This window comes from Bacillus sp. HY001 (assembly GCF_007558965.1).
GTDB lineage: Bacteria > Bacillota > Bacilli > Bacillales > Bacillaceae_G > Bacillus_A > Bacillus_A mobilis.
In genome coordinates, this window is the sequence record NZ_VLTE01000033.1 from 50,341 (window position 1) to 73,680 (window position 23,340).

Here is a 23,340-nt window from a genome sequence, read left to right on the forward strand (position 1 = left end):
GCGCATATATTCCTAACGGAATTGTAGCTTATGCTGCAAATCCAAACAATTGCTGAATGAATTCTTTCTGATTTTGGACAGACTGGTCCCGTAAATCAAGCTGTTCTTTTTGACTCCTACTCCAGAAAGAATGGATGTAGCTGTATCAAAACATTTGAACCCTAGCATAGAACAAGATCATCGCTTCTTTATAAAGCGATGATCTTGTTCTACTATGTTATTCAAGTACTTTTGTTGTCTAAATTGCATACCATCAGGTATGCTTTTTTCTTTTTTTAACTGTTCAATTGCTACAGGATAAGCTGGGTTCTTATAGACTGTTATAACACATGGCTTTGAAAAATAAAAAGACCGCAAAGCTTTCTTGAAAAAGCGCTTTGCAGCCTTCTGGTTTCTTGTTTTGTTTAGGAAAAAAATCAATTGTGTTTCCTTTCGAAGCTTCTAAACAAGAACTAAACTTTAAAATAAAAGTACATTGGTTTCTTTTAAATTATAAAACAATTTATCTTTTGACAATCCATTGGTATTCATTAAGAATCCACTTTAATTAAACTTCAATCCTTTTAATGCTTCTGCAAATGGGTTGTTTAATGGTTCTTCTTCTTTGTTCTGTTGTTTCATATATTTTTGAACGTCGCGCTTATCAGCTTTGTTTCCAGATTCTTTTTTACGTCTTTCTTGGAATGTGGATAATTTCTCGCGATAGCCACATTTACATGTAAAGATTTGTCCTGCACCTTCACCACGTAATTCTAATTTTTTCTTACACTGAGGACAACGAGCGTTTGTTGTACGAGATACATTTTTACGATGACCACATTCACGGTCTTGGCAAACGAGCATTTTTCCTTTTTTGCCGTTTACCTCTAGCATTGGTTTACCGCAGTCTGGACAAGACTTTGTTGAAATGTTGTCATGTTTATATTTTTTATCACTCGATTTTATTTCAGAAACAATTTCTTTCGTATAGTTCTTCATTTCCGAAATGAATACTTCTTTTTTCAGTTTACCCTTTGCAATTGCTTCAAGTTTTTGTTCCCATTCACCAGTTAGTGTAGGGGATTTTAATTCTTCTGGTACTAAATCAAGTAATTGACGACCTTTTGATGTAATGTGAATATCTTTACCACGTTTTTCAATTAAGAAAGAGTTGAAAAGTTTGTCGATAATATCTGCACGTGTCGCTACAGTACCTAATCCACCAGTCGATTTTAACGTATCAGCAAGTTGTTTATTTTGCGTATCCATATATTTTGTAGGATTCTCCATTGCTGAAAGTAAAGTTGCTTCATTAAAGCGTGCAGGTGCTTTCGTTTGACCTGATGTTTGCATAAGTAACTTTACAGTTAATGTATCGCCCTTTTCAATGTGAGGTAGAATCTGCTCTTTTACGTCATCAGTTACATCATCGTCTTCAAATCGATTTTCGTATACTTCCTTCCAACCAGCATGTAAAATCGTTTTTCCGCGTGCAATGAATGTTTCATTGCCGACCTTTGTGCGTAACGTTAGTTGTTCGTATTCGAATGCTGGGAATAAAACAGCTAAGAAACGTTTTACAACTAAATCATAAATTTTGCGTTCTTTATCTGTGAATGCTGAGAAGTTAACGTATCCTTCTGTTGGAATAATCGCATGATGATCGCTTACTTTACTATCATCAACAAATGATTTATTAGCCTTGATAGGCTTTTGTAATACTTTATGTGCTAAAGAACGATATTCTCCAACTCCGCACGCCTTTAGACGTTCTGGAAGTGTTCCAACGATATCAGATGAAATGTAACGCGAATCTGTACGAGGGTATGTTAGCACTTTGTGTTGCTCATATAATTTCTGCATAATGTTTAATGTTTCTTTTGCAGAGTAACCGAACTTTTTATTTGCATCACGCTGCAATTCAGTTAAATCATAAAGACCAGGAGAGAATGACTTCTTCTGTTTTTTATCAATTTCCACAACATTAGCATTATGTTTATCTAAACCTTTTACAATACTATCAATTTTTTCTTTATTAAAACTGCGGCTATTGCCATTTGCATCTTGCCAAGTTAGTTTTAACTGATTTGTTGTTTGTGCTTCAATGCCGTAGTAAGTTTGAGCTTTGAAGTTCTTTATTTCATCTTCACGATTAGCGATCATAGCAACAGTAGGTGTTTGGACACGACCGCAGTTTAGTTGCGCATTGAATTTTGTTGTTAGTGCACGAGTAGCATTTAAACCGATATACCAATCTGCTTCTGAACGTGCAACAGCTGAAGCGTATAAATTGTCATAAGCTTTACCTGGTTTCAAATTATTAAAACCTTCTTTAATGGCTTTGTCTGTTACAGAAGAAATCCATAAACGCTTAATTGGTTTATTTACTTTTGCTTTTTCAATTATCCAACGTGCGACTAATTCGCCCTCTCTTCCTGCATCGGTAGCCACAATCAGCTCATTAACATCATTTCGGGTAATTTGATGTTTCACAGCATTAAACTGTTTTCCCGTTTGTTTTATAACAACTAATTTCATACGTTCTGGAAGCATTGGAAGATCTTCAAGATTCCATGTTTTATACTTATTATCATAAGCCTCAGGATCTGCAAGCGTCACTAAATGCCCAAGAGCCCAAGTCACGATGTATTTGTCACCTTCTAAAAATCCATTACCTTTTTTTGTACACTTTAATACTTTTGCTATATCACGTGCAACTGATGGTTTCTCAGCAATTACTACACTCTTTGCCATTTATTCAAACTCCTTTACTAACTATATACTGTTTAATATACCACAGTTTTCAAGAAGAGCTGTAAGGGGCACCTTATATATCAGTCATAATTGACATAACTCGTTTAAGAATCACCAAACAGAAGCTTTAAAGAAATTAAAATTCGATTAAATAAAAAGGTTCCTACCTCTATCGGTAGGAACCTTTTATTATTAATGAATAATTTTACTTCCTTTTGCGTTCTCAACGAATTTTTCACTCGATTTGTTAATTGGTGTTTTCAGTAATAACGCAGCAACAATCATAATTACTACGAAAGCACTTAACACAAGTAAATCTCGAGTTACAATATCCCATAGCATTCCGCCTACTGTTTCACGAATTGCACTAATTGCGTATGTGAACGGTAAGAACGGATAAATTGCTTGGAAGAACGCTGGTGTCATTTGAATTGGGAATGTTCCACCCGATCCTGCTACTTGCAGTACAAGTAAAATGATCGCCATCGATTTCCCAACGTTTCCGAAAATAGAAACGAGTGAGTATACGATACAAACGAAGACCCCACCAATAAATAAACTAAATAATACAAACCAGAACTTATCGACTACGTACGTACCGAGTAAGAATATATCTCCCATCGATACGATAAACGCCTGTGAAAGACCTATCGTTAAGAATGTTAATAAACGTCCGAAGTAAATTTCATGGCTCTTATAATTCGCGCCCTCTTCGTGTACTTCTACTGTTAATAATGAAACCATTAATAATGCGCCTACCCATAATGCAAGCACTGTATAGAATGGTGACATTGCTGAACCATAGTTCGGCATCGCAAATAATTTATTCTCTTTTAAATTTACTGGATTCGCAAAGTAGTCACTTTGCTTTTCAACATCATTTTTCAATAAGCGTATGATGTCTTTTATATCCTCTTCCGATTCAAAATCACGAATTTTATTTGCTAAGTCTTTAATCTTTTTCTCAGTTTCCGGCATGTCAGCCTTAATGTCTGTTAATTTCTTTTTACCGTCTACTAAGCCTTTTGATGAATCTTCTAGTAGCTTTTTAACATCTGGAAGCTTTTTGTCTGCTTCTTTTAAAATTTGAGATGTGTTTTTAGACATACGTTTCGTACGTTCAATTGCTGTGTTAAAGTTTGGAACGATTTCTGAATCATATGTTGCTAAGAAATCGCCTAATTGAGCTGAAGCATTTTTAGTTGCTTCATTAATACTTTCTACGACCTCTTTTGTAGGCTTCTGTCCATTATTGATTAGTGTAGTTGCCTTATTCGTTGCATCTATACCTTTTTGAACAGAATTTTGTATTTTGTTTAATTTTGCAATTCCGCCATTAAGGTTTTTGTCACTATTTACATCTGCTAATACCTTATTTGTACTTTCTAGAACCGGAATCGCATCACCAATTAGATTATTAGTAGCTTGTAGTTGACCATTTAAATCATTTAAAGCTACTTTTGTACTATCTAATCCATTAACACCTCTATTATTTACGTCTGCTATAACACCTTCAAAATTATTTTTTGCCTTTTCATATTCATTTTTCACACTATCGTATGCTTCATTTGCATCAGCTTTAGCTTGATCGACTGTGCTAACTGCTTTTTTATAATCTGCTACAAACGTTTCATTATAATCTTTTTCCGCTTGATCAATTAATCCATTTGCTGCATCTAATTTTTGATTCGCTACATCTGTTACATCTTTCTTTACTTCTTGTCCTGTACCGATAACATTTACAATATCTTTAATACCGTTGTTTGCATTTTCCATACCGCTTTTCAGCTTAGTTAAGCGATCCACTCGCCCTTGGAAAAAGCTTTGACCAAAATCAGTCGTTGCCGATTTTTGAAGTTCAGTAAATACATTAATAAGGTATGCAATACTATCTGTACGACCTTGAAGATTTTCAGAAACCGCATTAAGGTCTTGTTTTGCCTTTTCTGGATCAAACTGGCCATTTTGCAATCCATTCACAACACTTTTCCCGTATGCTGTTCCTGCACGTGCTGAGTTTAAAACATTATTCACTGTTTGATTAATGTTTCTTGCAATATTTTTATAACCTTCATCGTTCATCTTTGAAAGATCCGGGCGTGCTGGAAACTCCGGTAATCCCTTCATACCAGAAAGGTCTATCCCTGGATTCATTAAAAAGTTCGTAAAAGTATTGGCCTTATCCATTACATCTTTTGCTACAGTTAAATTATTCCTCATTGTTCCAGGTGCATTCTTTAATGTTTCATCATTGTTGGCAAAGAACTTATCTAAGTTCCCTAACGCTTCTTGCCCATCATTGATAACACTTTCTACAACTGGCAACTCTTTCTGAGCTACTTTTACCAGATCCTCTGCTCGAGTCGCATCATCTAACGCCTTATCCATTAATGTATTCATTTCTGGGAACTGCGCTTCTAACTTAAACACGAGATCTTTTACTTTCTCGATACTTGGTAAGTTTGTTTCTAAATCGATTCCAAGATCATTAAAAACTTTAAAAATCTCACCGTTTGCTGTTTTAACAAAGTTTTTACTAATTTCTTCTGTAATACCTGATGCACCTTTTGCTGTAATTTTCGGTGCAATCGCATTTACTTTTTCATTTACATAGTAATCAAGTTCTGGCTTTTGTGGATTTTCATCCAGAACAGTTGCAATCTTTTCAGAGAAATCTTTTGGGATTGTAATACTTGCATAGTAATCCCCGCGCTCAACTCCGTAAATTGCTTGTTTTTGATCTACGAATTTCCACCCAAGATTTTTGTTTTTCTTAAGAGAATCTACAATCTCGTCCCCGATATTGATATCTTTCCCTCTTAAATTAGAGCCTGCATCTTGGTTAGAAACTGCAATGGGAACCTCTTTTGTATTTCCATATGGATCCCAAGAAGCTTTAATGTTAAACCATGCATATAACGATGGTAAAATCATTAACCCTAAAACAATAACAATTGCAGCCCAATGTTTAGCTACATTCCGTAAATCTGTCTTATAAATACGCCAAATTTGTTTCATAGAAGTTATCACCTAATTATATATTTTTCCTTCTTTAGAAAATGATACATACATTTTGCAATTATATCACTTTCTACATCGTGGATTAAACGAAAACACACTATTTTTCCCATTAAATATTTCACTTACTTCATTATATAACGAAGTAAAAAAAGTATGCATACAAAATGACCAAATTAGTTTTACATTCAATAATAACAAATATATAGGAAATGTCATAAAAAATACAAGTATTTTCTCTTGGAAATACTTGTATTCCTAAAAAAAATCCTCACAGCTTTTCATTATCTGTGAGGTTTTCTTCTATTATATATCTACTTGTACTTCTACACCGAAATGATCTGAAATTACATTTCGGTTTGTACCATTAAAAATGACTTTTGAAGAGCGAACTTTTTCATTTTGGTTACACAATATTAGATCGATTCGTAAATTATGTTTATTTTCATCCCAACCAGCAATCTCACCTTGGACAGTCGTTCCTTCATCCTTCTCTGTTGCTAGTTCATATGTGTCATACAAACCTTTTTGCATCATATACTCATAACCCTCTCCTTGCAAACGGGCATTATTATTAAAATCACCCATTAAGAAGGAAAGTTCATTGCGATTTACACGCTCCATTAAACGATCAACTTGACCTTTGAATGACTCTTCTTCATCATTCCACCAACCGAGGTGACAAGAGTAAAACGTGATGTTCTTACCATTATAAGCAATTGTTGCACTTACAATTTTGCGTGTTTTCCAATACTTTGTATCCTTATTTTCTGATACAAAAAACGTATCTTCTTTTATAACATTATGTTTCGTTAGAATCGCTAATCCTTCTTCATACACATCATATCCAATATGAGAGAAATCCCAAGTAATATTGTAATCTTTTACATGTAACGCTCTTAACTCTTCTAATAGTAAAAGTCCAAAATTATCTTTTTTCTTGTGACCGCATACATTTTCAGCTTGTATAGACTGACTTACCTCTTGCAATGCGATCACATCATAATCTTCTTCTTGAATGACATTAGCAAGATATTTTATCTTTTCTAGTTGATTCTCTTCTTGCCAAGAGTGACAGTTTAAAGTTAGCAATTTCATCTTATTACGCACCTAACATATCTTGAATGTCTGACTTTAATACATCAGCTTTCGGGCCATATACTGCTTGTACACCTTTATCTTTTACGATAAGTCCTAAAGCACCATTTTGTTTCCATTGTGCTTCTGGTGCAACAACATCTAAGTCTTTTACTGTTACACGTAAACGCGTCATACAAGCATCTACGTCAGCAATATTTTCTTTACCACCTAATAAATCAATAACTTTTGTCGCTAATGAACCATCTTGTACATTTCCTGTTCCTTCTAATGACTCATCTTCATTATCAATGTAGTTACCTGCACGTCCTGGTGTTGGTAAGTTAAACTTTTTAATTAAGAAATTGAATAATGTAAAGTTCAGACCGAAGAATACTAATGAAACGATAACGAAATTGATTAAATCTCTAGTTAATCCTGCATTAACCATCATCGGTGTACGAGTAATTAACTCAATAAATCCAAATGCGTGAACACGTAAGTTAATTAAATCTGCTAATGCGAATGCAAGTCCTGTTGTAATTGCATATACAACATACAATACTGGAGCAATAAACATGAACATGAATTCAATTGGTTCTGTTACACCTGTTAAGAATACTGCTAATGCTGCAGATAAGAACATTGGTTTATATTTTGCACGCTTTTCTTTATCAACATTACGGAACATCGCGAAAGCAATACCCATTAACGCTGCTGTTGAACCGATAACTTGTCCAGCTTTGAAACGAGCTGGTACAACATTATTTAATAGATCGTTATATGCTTTTGTATCTCCATTTGCTAATAAGTTATTTAAATCTGTAATCCATGCAAGCCATAATGGATCTTGTCCTGCTACAATTTGTCCCACTTTTGAGCCAGTTAACATCGTATACGTTCCGCCTAGCTCTGTGTAGTTCATCGGAATCGTTAACATATGATGTAAACCGAATGGTAATAGTAAACGCTCTAACGTTCCATATACAAATGGTGCAACAACTGGTGCACTATCTTTAGATGCTGCAATCCAGCGACCAAATTCATTTAATCCACTTTGGATGAATGGCCATAAAAGTGATAATACAATTGCAGTAACTGTAGACCAAACAATTACAACGAATGGTACGAATCGTTTTCCATTAAAGAATGCTAATGCCTGTGGCAGTTTGTTATAGTTATAATATTTGTTATATAAAGTAGCTCCTAAGAAACCTGTGATAATCCCTACGAAAACTCCCATGTTTAATGCTGGTGCACCAAGTACAGAAGTAAAGTAATCTTTTACAACTAAATCTCCTGCTAATACTGAAGAAACTGTCGCTTTTGAATCCGCTAACATTTGAGCGTTTACGCCAAATATAGCTCCTGTAATTCTGTTCGTTAAGACGAATGCTAATAGCGCTGCAAATGCACCACCTGCGCGATCCTTCGCCCAAGATCCCCCAATTGCTACTGCGAATAAGATGTGTAGATTTGTAATAATTGCCCAACCGATGTCTTCCATTACGCGAGCGATTGTATGAACTGCGTTAATATCCCCAGCAGACATCCCAATTAACTTACCGATAGAAATCATTAAACCAGCTGCTGGCATTACAGCTACAACAACTAATAATGCTTTCCCGAACTTTTGCCAAAAATCAAAAGACGTAATTTTCATCTGTTCTTCCTCCCCTTTATTTATAACAACATAATGATTTAAATTATAATTTCTGTTTCTATTATGAAAACGATTCCTTATGTTACTTTATTTTTATCTTTACGCAACCGTTTTCATAAATCTATTTTAATAAAAGCGTTTTCACTTTGCAATAGAAATTTATTTTTTTTCATAAAAAAAGATGCTCTAAGAGCATCCTTTTTTATTACGAAATGCGATAAACCCTTGTTTCATAGGGCTTTAACGTAATTGTCGTCACTTGTTCATGTTCCGCAACTTTATAGTTATTTAAAAGCAAACGTTTGCGTTCTAGTGCAAATGAGCCCTCATTATACACTGCTTCCTCTTTTGAGATATTACTAATTACAACGATTTTTTCATCGTTTAATGTACGAGTATATACATAAATTTGCGGATCATCTTCTAAAAGTAAATCGTACGTACCGTAATTCAGTACATCATGCTCTTTTTTCAGGGCAATCATTTTCTTATAGAAGTTGAAAATAGAGTTTTCTTCATCCTTCTGCTTTTCAACATTAATTTCTTTGTAGTTTGGATTCATACCAAACCAAGGTGCACTTGTTGTAAAGCCAGCATTCATCTCATCGTTCCACTGCATAGGTGTACGTGAATTATCGCGGCAAGAAGCCCATATAATCTCCATCATATCTTGATGTGATACACCCTCTGCAATTTTCTCACGATATAAATTTTTAATTGCTACATCATCGTAATCTTCAATATTTGGGAATTGAACATTCGTCATCCCAATTTCTTGTCCTTGATAAATAAACGGTGTACCGTGCATAAAGAAATACATTGCTCCAAGAGCTGTTGCACTTTCACGCCAATATTGTTTATCATCTCCCCAAGTGGAAACGATACGTGGCTTATCGTGATTCTCAATATATAAAGCATTCCATCCTTTATTTTCTAACCCTTTTTGCCATTTCGTTAATACCTTTTTCAATCCTACAACATCAAGGTCTTTCTTCTTCTCTGCATCCCATAAACTTAAATGCTCGAATTGGAATACCATATTGAACTTACCTTGCTCTTCTCCAACCCAAAGCTCAGCATCTTCAATCTTAACACCATTGGCTTCACCAACAGTCATAATATCGTACTTAGAAAACGTATTTTCTTTTAACTCTTCTAATAAAGGTTGAATACCATCCACATTCATATGTTTATCAAAAGATGGTACATACTTTAGTTCTTTTGGATTTGGCATATCTTTAAAGCCATCTTCTTTTTTAATATGGCTAATTGCATCCACTCGGAAACCATCAATTCCTTTATCAAGCCACCAATTAACTGTATCGTATAACACTTCGCGAACTTCTTTATTCTCCCAGTTTAAATCTGGTTGTTTACGCGAGAATAAATGTAAATAATATTGTCCTGTTACTTCATCATATTCCCATGCCGAACCATTAAAAATACTTTCCCAGTTGTTTGGTTCCGCACCATCTTTACCATCGTGCCAAATATACCAATCACGCTTCGGATTGTCTTTAGATGAACGCGACTCAATAAACCATGGATGTTCATCACTCGTATGATTAATAACTAAATCAATAATAAGCTTCATATCACGCTTATGAACTTCATCTAGTAAAGCATCAAAGTCTTCCATCGTACCAAACTCATCCATGATATCTTGATAATCACTAATGTCATAACCATTATCATCATTAGGTGACTTATACATTGGACAAATCCAAATTACATCTATACCTAAATCTTTTAAATAATCTAGTTTCGCAATAATACCTTGTAAATCTCCAACACCATCACCATTTGAATCCATAAAGCTACGTGGGTAAATTTGATAAGCAACCGCTTCTTTCCACCATGTCTTATTCATAGTCATTCTCTCCTTTTGCATCCCATCGGAAAATTTATGCAAACGTTTTCGTAACACTATCATAACAAAATATGAATAGTTTGCAACTGTTTTCATTGAACTCTATGTAGATTCCTTATTCTTATGCTTTATTTATTTCTCACAAAAGCAAATCTCATTCCTCACCTGCTCTTGTCCACGCACGTTATATACGCTTTTCATATATTAATAAAAAGCACTGCTTATTTTTAGAAAGGAGTGATAAATTGAAACAAACAAAATTAACAGGTCGTATCGTTGTTCCCTCAGATCCTGACTATGACGTAGCCCGAATGAATTTAAATTTAAGTATTCCAAAACTCCCTTGTATTATTGTTTTTTGCCAAAATAAAAATGATGTGTGCAATGCTTTAAAATGGGCACGCGAACGTCATGTACCATTTCGCTTAAGAAGCGGCCGTCATAGCTATGAAAATTTTTCTCTTTTAAATAGAGGACTTATTATTGATGTGAGTGAAATGCATCGCATTACTGTTAATACAGATACATTAACAGCAACAATTGAAGCTGGTGCAAATCTTGGCACTGTTTATAAAGAGCTTTGGAATTATGGTGTGACAATACCAGCTGGTACAAGTGCAAGCGTTGGAATTGTTGGATTAGTACTTGGCGGTGGTATCGGTATGCTTTCACGCTTATTTGGATTAACATGTGATCAATTAGTAGAAGTTGAAATGGTACAAGCGTGCGGTAAATTTGGAGCAAAAATCATTCGCGCAAACGAACATGAAAACCATAACTTGTTTTGGGCATGCCGCGGTGGTGGTGGTGGAAACTTCGGAATTGTTACTTCTTTAACTTTTCGAGTGCATTCTATAAAGAATGTATCAATCTTCTCAATTACATGGGAATGGGAAGATTTTATCGCTGCATTTCAAGCGTGGCAAAACTGGGCACCTTATATAGACGAGCGTCTCACTTCATCAATTGAATTATTCGCAAAGCAACGAAATAAAATTGAAGTAAAAGGTGAATTTGTTGGCCCTCCCTCTGAACTCCATTCCTTATTATCTCCTCTTCTTGAAACTGGTACCCCCTCACTTTTTATAGATGAAGTTCCGTATATAAAAGCGGTTCAATTCTTTAATAGCGGTAATATTCCTGAAAAGTTTAAGCGTTCTGGTTCCTACGTGTATAAACCTATCCCTCTTAAAGGAATTCAAATCATGCAACATTTTCTTTCTCATGCTCCAAATAAAGATGCGAGTATTTGGCACCAATCGCTCGTAGGTGCTGTTGAAAATATTCCGCCTACCGAAACAGCTTATTTTCATCGTAAAGCAATTATTGCGCAAGAATACATTACCTCTTGGAAATGCGATGATGAAGAAAATCTTAACATACGCTGGGTTAAAGACTTACGAGAAAGCTTAGATCCCTATACACTAGGTGACTATGTCAATTGGCCCGATATCGACATTAAAAATTGGCAAACTAGTTATTATGGTCCTAACTTTCAAAAATTGCGCAAAGTGAAAACCATATATGATCCGTGCAATGTTTTTCATTTTCAACAGAGTATCCCTCCTTTTCATACGTAAAAAAGGAAGAACAGAATGCTGTTCTTCCTTTTTACATTGAGAATCGTTCAATTGTTTGTTTCAAGTCCGCTGCTTGCTTCTCTAAATCCTTTAATAATTGATCGATTAGTACCATATTTTTTGATTGTTGCAACGTCACACGTGCTACTTCTTGTGAACCAGCTGATGTTTCCTCAGCAATTGCTGCTACAGCCTTCGTCTGTGCTCCTGTTTGATGAATGTGACTCACTTGTTCGTTCATATAGCCACTAATTTGCTTCGTTGCATCGGCAACTTCCATAATACTCGATGACATTTCTTTTAAAATTAATTCGGTAGCTGCCCCACGTTGTGCCTCTTCTTTAGCTGTTTTCACTTGCTCTGTCATTTTCAATGCGACTTGTTGCACTTCCTCTTGCATATTCTGTAATAATTGCGATATATTTCTTGCAGAATGATCGCTTTCATCAGCAAGTTTACGTACTTCTTCAGCTACAACTGCAAAGCCCCTTCCATGCTCTCCAGCACGGGCTGCTTCAATAGAAGCATTCAGTGCTAATAAGTTCGTTTGACTAGCAATCTCACTCACAACAGAAACGATATGTTCCACTTGTTTCATACGTTCTTCTAACTTCTGTACATTTTGCATCGAATTTTCATTTTCTTTTGCCAATGTTTGAATACCTTGAATTAAGGAAGTAAAGACTCGTGTACTTTGCCCTAAAGCTTGAACCATTTCTAAAGACAACTCGTCAGACTGTTTTGCTTTTTCTTCTACTTCACTTGCAATGGAAGTTGTTGTATCGACAGCCGAAACAATCGCCTGAATGGACGCTGCTGATTGCTCCGCGCCAGAAGAAATCTCTGCAAGGGTTTCAGACACACCTCGTGCTTGCTTTGTTGCTTCCCCTGTTTGTCTTCTAATTTGCTGAACTTGATTATTTGTATACGAAAATGTAGTATCAATATTTTTTACCATACCTCTTAAGTTCCCTAGCATCATATTGAATGCAACACTTAAAGATTTAATCTCATCATCTGTTTTTGGTAACGGGACATCTTCACGAATATCACCATCGGCGGCCTTCCTTGCAGCCTCCTCCAATTTTCGAAGCGGTTTAATTAAAAAGATTGCTGCTCCATACGCTAAAATTCCAGACCATACTACACCTAATAACATAACGATAATATTATAGACAGTTTGACTTACATAACTTTGAAAATAATCGTATATCACGTAAATAAAAAATATACTTGTTGAATATGTAATAAAAGCTAAAACTGTAGTAAATAGCATAAGTTGTGTACGTAAACCAAAGGAAAAAGTTTTCTTCTCCTTTTCCATTTCTCATTCCTCCTCATAAGTAATATACATACTATCTATATATTATTATCCATATTTTCCTTATAGAAAGATATATCGATTTTTGTTTTTTTATTTACATATTCATTACATTACTTTTTCTGTATATAGAATAAAAATAATGTATACTTTTATTTGGATGCCAATTATATATTCAACTAAATAATGTAAGGTTAGGTGATTCTATGTTAAAAACTTTAGATCGTTTAAATGTTATAAACAGATTGATATTGTTAGTGGCAGTACCCATTCTTTCCATACTAATTATTAGCGTTGTAAATTATATAAATTTACAACAAATGCACAAACAGCTTCAAACAGTATATGTGGATCGTCTACAACCTATTAAATGGCTAGGCTCTATTGAGAGCAGCATGTACCAAGAGTTTAGTTATGTAAAGGAACTCATTATTACTGAAGATGAGAATCGACGTACTACAATTTTAATTAAATTAAATGATGCAAATAAAGAAACCGAAAAATTACGAGCTCAATATGAAAATACATATGTAACAGGCGAAGAAAAAAAACTCCTCAACCAATATAAAGAAAAACTTGCAAACTATGAAAAGCATCGTGCTCAAATGCTTGATCTCATTAAAGAGAATAAACTTAATCAAGCATATTCATTTTATCTAACTACAGTTGAACCTAATTTATCGGCTACAGTAGATTCTTTAAAAAATCTTAGTGATTATAACGAAAAGATAGCTGAAAATCTGTATAACGAAAGTCAACACTCTTATAAGCAAGTGATAAGCGTAACAATTATTTTATTCATTGCATGTTTAGTTCTTTGCATTCTTATCTCCTTATTTACTGCTAAATCTATTATCAATCCAATCAATTCATTACGAAACATAATGAATACAGCTGGAAAAGGTGATTTAACCGTTGCTGTACCAAAACAATATCGTCATGAATTTGGTCATATGTTTAATAGTTTTGATGAAATGATATTAAATTTACAGCAAATTATTAACAATGTGATTCAAACAAGTGCAAAAGTAAAAGGCTCTACAAACCACATTGTTGAAACAGCAACCGTTTCCTCTTCCACTATGGATAACATTGCAAATACAATGAAGCAGTTGTCTCACCATATTAATGATCAGTCTGCGAATATTAAAGATAGTTCTACAGCTATGGATGAAATAGCAAATGGCGTGCAAAGCATAGCTGAATCTTCTACAACGATTTCAAACTTAGCTATTTCTACTTCTGATAAGGCGAATATAGGAAGCGAAATCATTGAGAAATCTATTTCTCAAATGACAACTATCCATACCGTCATGGATGAAATATATAAAGTGGTAGATCAATTAGTTGTTCGTACACAAGATATCGATAAAGCATTACAAACTATTACTTACATTTCTGAACAAACAAATCTATTATCTTTAAACGCTGCCATTGAATCTGCTCGCGCCGGTGAACATGGAAAAGGATTCGCAGTTGTGTCTGAAGAAGTTCGTAAGCTTGCTGAACAATCAAAACAAGCAGCTACAGATATAACAAAACTAAACTTACTCGTACAAAATGATACAAAAGATGTAGTCAACGTTATGGGGAAAGGACAACAAGAAATTCAAGAAGGCATTCATGCCGTTCAAAATGCAAAATTAGCATTCCATAATATCGTGAATCATATTAATGAGGTTACAGATCAAATACAAGATATAACAGCAAGTGCAGAAGAAATGTCAGCAAGCTCAGAAGAAATAAATAGCGCACTTATTAATATCTCTTCAATTTCACAAAATATAGTTTCGGAGACTAATTATACATCTCAATCTTCACAAGCCCAGTCGGTATCAATACAGGATATTACAAATATGTCTCTTCAAATGCAAAAACTTGTTGAAGAATTAGAAGCGTTCGCAACTCAATTTAAAATTTAAAATTTGTAAGCATAGGAAAGACCACCTAAATTAGGTGGTCTTTCTAATTGAATTATACATTCAGATTTATTTATATAGGAACTATCCTCCGAAAAAAATGAAGGATTCTGACAATTTGTGGCTAATAACAGAAATAAGGGGCAACATTTGCAAAATATATTTTTGACTGGGGGTTTTGTATGATTCAGGTTCGAAATCTAGTAAAATCATTCGGCTCACTTGATGTTTTAAAAGGAATTGATTTAGAAGTAAAAGAAAAAGAAGTTGTTGTTTTAATTGGTGCCAGTGGTTCCGGTAAAAGTACATTACTTCGCTGTCTGAACTTTTTAGAAATGTACGATGAAGGTGAAATTCACTTACAAGGGGAACAAATTGATCCTAAGCATTCAAATTTAAACAAAGTCCGCGAGAATGTCGGTATGGTTTTTCAGCACTTTAACCTCTTTCCCCATATGACCTCACTAGAAAACATCATAGAAGCACCTATTCATGTAAAAAAATTAGAAGCAACAAACGCAAAGGAAATCGGAAATCAGCTATTGCAAAAAGTCGGCCTACAAGATAAAGCAGATGTGACGCCTCACCTCCTATCAGGTGGTCAAAAACAGCGCATTGCTATAGCACGAGCTCTTGCTATGAACCCTAAAATTATGCTATTTGATGAACCTACCTCAGCCTTAGACCCTGAACTTGTTGGAGAAGTATTGCAAGTTATGAAAGAACTTGCTGAAGAAGGAATGACCATGATTATTGTTACTCATGAAATGAATTTCGCAAGAGATGTAGCTGATCGCGTCATTTTTATGGATGATGGAAAAATTGTAGAGGACGCTCCGCCAGCGCAATTCTTTTCAGCTCCATCACATGAACGAGCAAAACAATTTTTACGCAACGTTTTATAATGTAACTTCTGTTTCAAACGAAAAGAAATACATTCATACGGTGCACAACTCAATAACATACTTAAAACCATCCGTATGATCAATATATAGGAGGGGTTTTATGAAAAGAAAACTATTAACCATTGTTGCGAGTATTACATTATGTACATCCTTCATACTAGGAGCCTGTAGTAAGGAAAGTGCTACTACTTCTTCAAATGGTGAAAAAGAATTCCGTTATGCGATGAGTGGCTTATATAAACCTTTTAACTATAAAGAAAATGACGGAAAGCTTGCCGGTTTTGATGTGGAAATTGGTGAGGCACTTGCGAAAAAAATGAATATGAAACCCACTCCTATTACAAATCCGTGGGAAACGCTAATTCAAGGTCTACAATCGAAAAAATATGATGCTATATTGGGTAGTATGGCAATTACAGAAGAACGCTTAAAAGCTGTTAATTTCTCAAATCCTTATTATCGTTCTGGTGCCCAAATTTTTGTGGCTAAAAAGAATACATCTATCTCTTCTCCAGAAGATTTGAAAGGTAAGAAAATTGGTGTTGTAAAGGCTAGTACCTTTAAATCCCTTGTTGCAAAACATACAGATCAAATCACAGAATACGATAGCGATATTACTGCACTTATGGATTTAGAGCCTGGGCGTGTTGACGCAGTAATCACTGATCAAATGGTCGGTTTACGTATGATCAAAGAAGGGAAATCAAATATAAAAGAAGCTGGAAAACCATTAAATCTTGATGAAATGGGAATTGCTATTCGTAAAGATGATAAAGAAATGGTTGAGAAAGTAAATAAAGCTTTAGATGAAATCATTAAAGATGGTACGTATGAAAAAATTAGTAAAAAATGGTTTGGGCGTAATATTCTCGGTGAAGAGGAAAAAACGAAGTAAATTAGCTAGTCAAATGTTTCATACATTATGCCCCACTTTTTATGTGGGGTATTTCATTCCCTACCAAAATCCATACAATATGAGGTGACACATATGTTTGAAATTTTCATGTCTACTTATCCCACACTCTTAAAGGCTACTATTGTCACATTACAATTAACATTAACTTCCCTAGTACTCGGTTCACTAATTGGATTACTATTCGCTTTTTTTCGAATCTCTAGCAATAAGATTTTAAATAGTATTGCTCATGTATATATCGCCATTATTCGCGGTACACCTTTAATTGTTCAAATTGCCATTCTCTATTTTGGGATTACATCCGTTGTTGTTTTCACTCCTTTTTGGGCAGGAGCAATTGCTTTAGCAATCCATAACGGTGCATATATTACTGAAATTTTCCGCGGATCCATTCAATCTGTCGACCGTGGACAGTTAGAAGCCGCTCGCTCTCTAGGTATGCCTTACCCTTTAGCAATGCGCCGTATTATATTGCCGCAAGCATTTCGTCAATCTCTTCCTCCTTTAGGAAATCAGTTTATTATTGGATTAAAGGATTCTTCGCTCGTTGCATATGTAGGATTGTCCGAATTATGGGGTTCAGGTTTATCAATTGCTGCAAGTAACTTCCAACAATTAGATACATACATAATTGTTGGTTTATATTACCTCGTACTTGTTCTTCTATTTACTTACTTTGTTAATCTTTTAGAGCAACGATTACAAAGAAAAGAAACCAATTCAGTTCAAGTTAGTAGAAAGAATAAAAAAGAAGTCTCTTTATAAGAAAAAGCAAGCCTAAGATGGCTTGCTTTTTCACTGCAAAATATATCAATTTTTACTGATTTACTTTTTTAATACTCTCTTCTTCCTCTATATGTTCCTCACGATATGAAATATTATGAGGATCTAGTCCATTTCCTAAAGAACCATAGAAATGCTCTCTATGCGGATCCACTAATTCACTTCCTTGATAATACACACGTGGTGTATTCCATAGCGCTGCCAAAGCTTTTGTCATTGGCATCTCATGATAGCGTTCCGGCCACATTTCTTTAATTTTCTCTTTTACTAACGGATAGTATTTAGAGCTCATAGCAGGGAACAAATGGTGTTCTGTATGATATGAGAAATTGAAATGTAAAACGTCTACCCAGCGCGGCACTGTTACTGATAAACAGTTTGCTAATGGATCATTTACTGGAACAATTGGATTTAAGCGGTGATTTGTTGCGATATATGCCATTACAATAAAGTTAGCAATTAACAACGGAATCACATATGCAAATAACCATTTTCCAGGTCCCATAATAAACAATAAACTAATCCAAACTGTCCAAGGCAAAAGAAGTTGAAGCCATACAGATTTTTGATTGGATGACTTAAATTCTTTTATAAAATGAAAGAACATTCGAGTCGAATGCAATGTAAATTGAATGGTTAATGACAGAAAACTAAAGAATGACCGTACATGAAGAGGCATACGATATACCCAGCTCAAAAACTTACTCTTCTTAAGCTTCTCAAGTGTCGGCCATGCATCTGGATCATTCTCTTCATGTTGTGTATGAACGTGATGCGTTGCATTATGCCACTTTCTCCAAAGTTTAGGACCTGTTGATAATGGCATAAATGCGATCGCGCCTAAGAAATCACGAAGCCATGCTTTTCTTACAACAGTTCCATGTAAAATTTCGTGCCCTAAAAACCCAAGTGAAGCAAAACATAATCCAAGAACAATCGCAATTCCTAGATTCGCCCACACATTCAATTCAAATACACCAATCGATATTAACCCCGCCAATGCCACAAGCAAATAAGCCAGTCCACCAAATAAACGAGTAGGAACTGGTTTAAATGCTTTTTTCGGCAAATGTGGTGATACACGTGCTGCATACCACCCAAACGTATGAAGCTCCTTCATCCTTTTGCCCCTTTCTTATGCCGCGCCTTGCGCAACTTACATATATCAATTCTTGCTTCCAGATTGATTTTACTAGGTGATCAAAAAAAGCATCTATTATAAGGAAAATATACTCACTCTATCGTCACTTATTTTTTCGCTTTTATTATCAATGAAAAACATTTCTCTTTTTACTCTCTATCAACCTTTCCACATGATGAATCATATCAATAGAATTTCTATATTGTCAACAACTTTTATGACCTAGTAATAAAAGTTGGTTATATTTTTATAATCATACTTTATTTCACTAAAGAAAAAACATAGACTTTATAAGGTTTCACCCATCATGCATATACATACACTGACATACTATAGACTCTATGTTATTCAAGAACTCTCGGTGTAAACAACAAATAAACTCACTTGAATCTAGCTTTACACAACTCCTACCTCTTCATACCGATGACATTAAATAATTATATTAAAATAATTTTATCTTTCTTTTAATAAAAATAGACACCTTATAAAACAACACACATGAATTTCATATCATATGGAAATATTAAAAGGAAAATTGTTCTAAAATCGGGAGGTTTTTATAATGACAAGCGATACATTTCCACAATTTCCATTATCCTATTGGATTGAATCTACTCAAGTCCCTACTTTTCCTCATTTATCTGAAGATACAAAAACTGAAGTTGCTGTTATCGGAGCTGGGATTACAGGCATCACGACTGCCTATTTACTTGCAAAAGAAGGTATGAACGTTGTTTTAATTGATTCTGGTCTCATTTTAAATGGAACGACTGGGCATACAACAGCAAAGGTAACAGCGCAACACGATCTTATTTATGATGAATTAATCAATCATTTCGGCTTGGAAAAAGCGAGGCTTTACTATGAATCAAATAATCATGCTCTTCAATTTATAAATGAAACTGTACAAACATATAAAATCGACTGTAATTTCTCAAATGAAGATTCATATTTATATACAACTACTGATAATGGATTAAGAAATTTATCAAAAGAATATGAAGCCTATCAAAAATTAAATATACCTTGTGACTATGTTCAATCTCTATCGATTCCGATTCCCGTACAATCTGCACTGGTCATGAAAAACCAAGCACAATTCCATCCCATCCTTTATTTGAAAACACTTTTAGAAAAGTTTGTAGAGATGGGCGGAAAAGTTTATGAACAAACAACAGCTATTGACGTGGAAAAAGGTGATTATCCACAAGTCATTACAAAGGGCGGACATCGCATCACTTGCAAATATGTTGTCTCTTGCTCGCATTTTCCTTTTTATGATGCAAATAGCTTTTTCTTTACACGAATGTATGCTGAGCGCTCTTATGCTCTTGCAATCAAAGCAAAAACGGATTATCCAGGTGGCATGTATTTAAGCATTGATGATCCCAAACGCTCCTTACGCTATACAACAAACAATGGGGAAAGATTAATTTTAATTGGCGGAGAAAGTCATAAAACAGGACAAGGAATTAACACGATGCTTCATTACGAAGCACTGTATTCTTTTGCGGAAGCAACGTTTGGAGTAGATGAAGTTCCCTATAGATGGTCAGCACAAGATTTAATCACGCTAGATAAACTTCCTTATATCGGACATATTAATGAAAGGAATCCAAATATATTTGTTGCAACTGGATATCGTAAATGGGGAATGACAACTGGAACTGCTGCCGCTCATTTACTGAAGGACTCCATTCTAAAAGTCCACAGTCCTTATAAAGAACTGTATGCACCATCACGCTTCCATGCAAATCCAGATATAAAAACGTTCCTCTCCCAGAACATCGATGTTGCGAAACATTTAATTGAAGGAAAGATCGAAACCGCATTACGTAAACCAGAAGATCTCGAAGTTGGTGAAGGATCTGTCGTACATGTTAATGGGAAACGAGCAGGTGCTTATAAGGACAAAGATGGAAAATTACATATTGTCGATACAACTTGTACACATCTTGGCTGCGAGGTTGAGTGGAATAATGGTGATTGTACTTGGGACTGTCCTTGCCACGGTTCCCGCTTTTCAATTGAGGGCGATGTTATGGAAGGTCCAGCAGATCAACCGTTAAAACGAGTTGATAATGAGTAAACAAATAAAGAAGTTCAACAGGTTTCCTGTTGAACTTCTTTATTTGTTATAAAACATTTTCAGATAAATTTCGATACGAGAAGGAAAATATTAACACCAAATAAAATAATATATTCATCTACAAATTAAAAGGGGTGAATATTATGCAACCTTCAGCTCCACCTCATCTAGAATCTACAGAAACTATCTTTTCGAGCTCTATTACAAAACTTGTTGTTTTTATTTGTTGGCTAGCCATTCTAGCTGATGGATATGATTTAGGTATTTACGGTGCCGTTCTGCCAAAGCTCCTAGAAGACAAAAGCTGGGCACTTTCACCGGCACACGCTGGGACAATTGCTAGCTATGCTTTATTTGGTATGTTTATTGGCGCTATTCTAGTTGGAACCATTACAGATCTAATTGGGCGAAAATGGACGCTTATATGCTGTTTAGCACTTTTTTCTATCACAATGGGTCTAGCTGCACTTGCTCCTTCTCCCGAATTATTTGGTTTATCTCGGTTTATCGGAGGAATTGGGTTAGGCGGTGTTATTCCAACAGCTTCAGCACTTACCGTTGAATATTCACCAAAAAAACGACAATCTTTTATTTATGCTCTTATGTTTACTGGCTATCCTTTAGGAATCGTATTAGGCGCTATTTTGTCTATGTTTATGTTAGAAGATTTCGGATGGAGAACTATGTTTGGCATCGGAATGATTCCACTGCTCCTCATTCCTTTCATTATCCGTTATTTACCTGAATCCATTCAATTTTTATTATCACGTAATCGTCAAGAAGAAGTAGACAAAATCCTTCATCGTTTTCAAATTGCATTCCATGAAAAAGATGAAATTCATCAAAACTCATCTAATATACGAAAGAAAAATGGATTCCTTACTTTATTTTCAAAAGAATACAGAAAAGCGACGCTGCTTTTTTGGATTACTTATATAATGGGAATGTTTTTAATATATGGTTTAAATACTTGGTTACCACAGATGATGCGCCAAGCTGGATACCCTCTTGGATCTAGTTTATCATTTCTACTTATGCTAAATATTACTGCCGCTATCGGTGCATTATTTGCTGGAGCAATCGCGGATCGTATAGGAGCTAAAATTGTTATTAGCATCTCCTATCTTATGGCAGCTATATGTATTGGATTATTAACAATTAAACCTTCTGTGACAATCATCTATCTTTTAATTGGTCTTGCTGGAATTGGATCAGTCGGCATTACTCAAATATTAAATGCATATGTAACACAATACTTCCCATCCCATATTCGAGCTACCTCCTTAGGCTGGGGACTTGGACTTGGCCGAGTTGGTGCAATTGCTGGTCCTATTCTTGTCGGCATTATTATGACAATGCAATACGAATTAGCATGGAATTTTTACTTATTCTCATTCGCAGGTCTCATCGCAGCTATATCTGTTTTCTTTATTCCTACAAAATAAAAAAGGGCACAAACTCACTTGTGCTCTTTTTCATATACTGCAAACAACATATCTCGAAACAATGTATTCAAACTCTCAATATCAATCCCTGATCCCTTTTCAATTCCTTTTACATATTGCTGATAGTAATGAATTTGTTCTTCTAAAAATTGATTCAAAACCTCAATTTTTAATCCAACATCTAATTCAGTACCTGCCTTTTTCTTTATTAACAACTGTTCAATTTCATCTAATACGCTACGCTCTAATGATAATTCTGTAATCAATCGATCGAATTCTACAGGAGGCAAAGTTGTTTTCTCCTCTAACCACTTACAAGCTAAAATAGGACGTAATACATAAAAGTACTTTTTCAATTTTACATTCTCACCTTGCAAAAATTCACGATAATTTTTTGAAGCCATATGTAAGTAATGATATATCGTTGCTTTTGGATCAAATTGCTTATCACTCATTTGCTGAAGCTGTTCTGGAAAATGAGTGTTTTTCGAATAAAAAATTGGTGATCGAATCCATTCAAGTAAAGCTGGGTTTGATTTTGCGAATAGTTGTAACGCCTTTTTAATATCCCATCCACTTATATCTAAATCATCACTAATTGGATACTCAATTACATCTCGTTTATCATGAATTGATAAATACCACTCTACCGGATGCATATAAACAAATCTAACATCATAATCGCTATCTTTCGATGGAAATCCCCAAGCGCGACTTCCTGATTCCACTGCAAATAAGATTTTCACATCATTCTCTTTTTCAATTCTTGCTAACTCCGCTTTAATTTTCTCTCTCATTTCATACCCTCTCCATCTTCTGATTATTTCCTTGGAAATTCGACAAATATATTACTAAGTTTACTACATACTAAAATAGCTGT

Annotated in this window: 15 protein-coding genes and 2 pseudogenes; 7 read left to right on the forward strand and 10 right to left on the reverse strand. The window is 34.8% G+C overall.

Translation table 11 applies throughout. The annotated features are described in order from the left end of the window. Positions 1–28 precede the first annotated feature (28 nt). The 6 genes and pseudogenes from FOT98_RS17975 to FOT98_RS18000 all read right to left on the reverse strand — a co-directional run. Positions 29–436: pseudogene (locus FOT98_RS17975) on the reverse strand (DDE-type integrase/transposase/recombinase); the annotation flags it as partial. Between the two features lie 107 nt (positions 437–543). Beyond that, positions 544–2,733, reverse strand: coding sequence for a DNA topoisomerase III (gene topB / locus FOT98_RS17980; protein ID WP_063262188.1), 2,190 nt, complete (start codon positions 2,731–2,733; stop codon positions 544–546). A 192-nt stretch (positions 2,734–2,925) separates the two neighbouring features. Then, a complete protein-coding gene (locus tag FOT98_RS17985; RefSeq protein ID WP_063262189.1) occupies positions 2,926–5,751 on the reverse strand; it encodes a YhgE/Pip domain-containing protein in 2,826 nt (941 codons plus the stop codon). Between the two features lie 306 nt (positions 5,752–6,057). After that, the gene (locus FOT98_RS17990) at positions 6,058–6,849 is read right to left on the reverse strand and encodes an endonuclease/exonuclease/phosphatase family protein (RefSeq protein ID WP_063262190.1); all 792 of its coding nucleotides are present in this window, start codon (positions 6,847–6,849) and stop codon (positions 6,058–6,060) included. A 4-nt stretch (positions 6,850–6,853) separates the two neighbouring features. Then, positions 6,854–8,491, reverse strand: coding sequence for a PTS transporter subunit IIBC (locus FOT98_RS17995; protein ID WP_063262191.1), 1,638 nt, complete (start codon positions 8,489–8,491; stop codon positions 6,854–6,856). 205 nt (positions 8,492–8,696) lie between these two features. Further along, positions 8,697–10,361 carry a glycoside hydrolase family 13 protein gene (locus tag FOT98_RS18000; protein ID WP_063262192.1) on the reverse strand — a complete coding sequence of 555 codons (1,665 nt, stop codon included), beginning with the start codon at positions 10,359–10,361 and terminating at the stop codon, positions 8,697–8,699. A gap of 245 nt (positions 10,362–10,606) precedes the next feature. On the opposite strand from FOT98_RS18000, the gene FOT98_RS18005 reads away from it, so the two are divergent. Next, positions 10,607–11,941 carry an FAD-binding oxidoreductase gene (locus FOT98_RS18005; RefSeq protein WP_063262193.1) on the forward strand — a complete coding sequence of 445 codons (1,335 nt, stop codon included), beginning with the start codon at positions 10,607–10,609 and terminating at the stop codon, positions 11,939–11,941. A 31-nt stretch (positions 11,942–11,972) separates the two neighbouring features. On the opposite strand, the gene FOT98_RS18010 is transcribed toward FOT98_RS18005, so the two are convergent. Both FOT98_RS18010 and FOT98_RS33565 read right to left on the reverse strand, forming a co-directional pair. Continuing rightward, positions 11,973–12,923, reverse strand: a complete 951-nt coding sequence (locus FOT98_RS18010; RefSeq protein WP_411931508.1) for a methyl-accepting chemotaxis protein — start codon at positions 12,921–12,923, stop codon at positions 11,973–11,975. Then, positions 12,915–13,265: pseudogene (locus tag FOT98_RS33565) on the reverse strand (HAMP domain-containing protein); the annotation flags it as partial. The pseudogene FOT98_RS33565 and the gene FOT98_RS18010, both read right to left, overlap by 9 nt. Positions 13,266–13,468: 203 nt before the next feature. On the opposite strand from FOT98_RS33565, the gene FOT98_RS18015 reads away from it, so the two are divergent. The 4 genes from FOT98_RS18015 to FOT98_RS18030 all read left to right on the forward strand — a co-directional run bounded on the left by FOT98_RS18015 (position 13,469) and on the right by FOT98_RS18030 (position 17,767). Continuing rightward, positions 13,469–15,184: a methyl-accepting chemotaxis protein gene (locus FOT98_RS18015; RefSeq protein ID WP_063262194.1), complete on the forward strand. Its 1,716-nt coding sequence runs from the start codon at positions 13,469–13,471 to the stop codon at positions 15,182–15,184. Between the two features lie 179 nt (positions 15,185–15,363). Next, positions 15,364–16,086 carry an amino acid ABC transporter ATP-binding protein gene (locus FOT98_RS18020; protein ID WP_063262195.1) on the forward strand — a complete coding sequence of 241 codons (723 nt, stop codon included), beginning with the start codon at positions 15,364–15,366 and terminating at the stop codon, positions 16,084–16,086. 100 nt (positions 16,087–16,186) lie between these two features. Continuing rightward, the gene (locus tag FOT98_RS18025) at positions 16,187–16,981 is read left to right on the forward strand and encodes an ABC transporter substrate-binding protein (protein ID WP_063262196.1); all 795 of its coding nucleotides are present in this window, start codon (positions 16,187–16,189) and stop codon (positions 16,979–16,981) included. 93 nt (positions 16,982–17,074) lie between these two features. Then, entirely contained in the window at positions 17,075–17,767 is a 693-nt protein-coding gene (locus FOT98_RS18030) for an amino acid ABC transporter permease (RefSeq protein ID WP_063262197.1), read from the forward strand. Between the two features lie 52 nt (positions 17,768–17,819). Here FOT98_RS18030 and desB read toward each other — a convergent pair whose 3' ends face one another. Next, positions 17,820–18,905, reverse strand: a complete 1,086-nt coding sequence (desB, locus tag FOT98_RS18035; protein ID WP_000661225.1) for a Delta(10) desaturase DesB — start codon at positions 18,903–18,905, stop codon at positions 17,820–17,822. A gap of 583 nt (positions 18,906–19,488) precedes the next feature. Here desB and FOT98_RS18040 point away from each other — a divergent pair. Together FOT98_RS18040 and FOT98_RS18045 are read left to right on the forward strand one after the other, a co-directional pair. Continuing rightward, complete coding sequence (locus FOT98_RS18040; RefSeq protein WP_063262198.1) at positions 19,489–21,015, forward strand: FAD-dependent oxidoreductase; 1,527 nt, start codon at positions 19,489–19,491, stop codon at positions 21,013–21,015. A 143-nt stretch (positions 21,016–21,158) separates the two neighbouring features. Then, on the forward strand, positions 21,159–22,460 hold the full coding sequence (locus FOT98_RS18045; protein ID WP_063262199.1) for an MFS transporter: 1,302 nt from the start codon (positions 21,159–21,161) through the stop codon (positions 22,458–22,460). A gap of 14 nt (positions 22,461–22,474) precedes the next feature. Here FOT98_RS18045 and FOT98_RS18050 read toward each other — a convergent pair whose 3' ends face one another. Further along, a complete protein-coding gene (locus FOT98_RS18050; RefSeq protein ID WP_063262200.1) occupies positions 22,475–23,257 on the reverse strand; it encodes a nucleotidyltransferase domain-containing protein in 783 nt (260 codons plus the stop codon). Positions 23,258–23,340: the final 83 nt, after the last annotated feature.

What these genes read in the sequence shown, in the direction of transcription:
- FOT98_RS18045 (WP_063262199.1), top strand. Translation starts at nt 21,159, where the DNA reads ATGCAACCTTCAGCTCCACCTCATCTAGAATCTACAGAAACTATCTTT.
- FOT98_RS18000 (WP_063262192.1), bottom strand. Translation starts at nt 10,361, where the DNA reads ATGAATAAGACATGGTGGAAAGAAGCGGTTGCTTATCAAATTTACCCA.
- FOT98_RS17990 (WP_063262190.1), bottom strand. Translation starts at nt 6,849, where the DNA reads ATGAAATTGCTAACTTTAAACTGTCACTCTTGGCAAGAAGAGAATCAA.
- FOT98_RS18010 (WP_411931508.1), bottom strand. Translation starts at nt 12,923, where the DNA reads ATGATGCTAGGGAACTTAAGAGGTATGGTAAAAAATATTGATACTACA.
- FOT98_RS18050 (WP_063262200.1), bottom strand. Translation starts at nt 23,257, where the DNA reads ATGAGAGAGAAAATTAAAGCGGAGTTAGCAAGAATTGAAAAAGAGAAT.
- topB (WP_063262188.1), bottom strand. Translation starts at nt 2,733, where the DNA reads ATGGCAAAGAGTGTAGTAATTGCTGAGAAACCATCAGTTGCACGTGAT.
- FOT98_RS18025 (WP_063262196.1), top strand. Translation starts at nt 16,187, where the DNA reads ATGAAAAGAAAACTATTAACCATTGTTGCGAGTATTACATTATGTACA.
- FOT98_RS18030 (WP_063262197.1), top strand. Translation starts at nt 17,075, where the DNA reads ATGTTTGAAATTTTCATGTCTACTTATCCCACACTCTTAAAGGCTACT.
- FOT98_RS18020 (WP_063262195.1), top strand. Translation starts at nt 15,364, where the DNA reads ATGATTCAGGTTCGAAATCTAGTAAAATCATTCGGCTCACTTGATGTT.
- FOT98_RS17985 (WP_063262189.1), bottom strand. Translation starts at nt 5,751, where the DNA reads ATGAAACAAATTTGGCGTATTTATAAGACAGATTTACGGAATGTAGCT.
- FOT98_RS18015 (WP_063262194.1), top strand. Translation starts at nt 13,469, where the DNA reads ATGTTAAAAACTTTAGATCGTTTAAATGTTATAAACAGATTGATATTG.
- FOT98_RS17995 (WP_063262191.1), bottom strand. Translation starts at nt 8,491, where the DNA reads ATGAAAATTACGTCTTTTGATTTTTGGCAAAAGTTCGGGAAAGCATTA.
- FOT98_RS18040 (WP_063262198.1), top strand. Translation starts at nt 19,489, where the DNA reads ATGACAAGCGATACATTTCCACAATTTCCATTATCCTATTGGATTGAA.
- desB (WP_000661225.1), bottom strand. Translation starts at nt 18,905, where the DNA reads ATGAAGGAGCTTCATACGTTTGGGTGGTATGCAGCACGTGTATCACCA.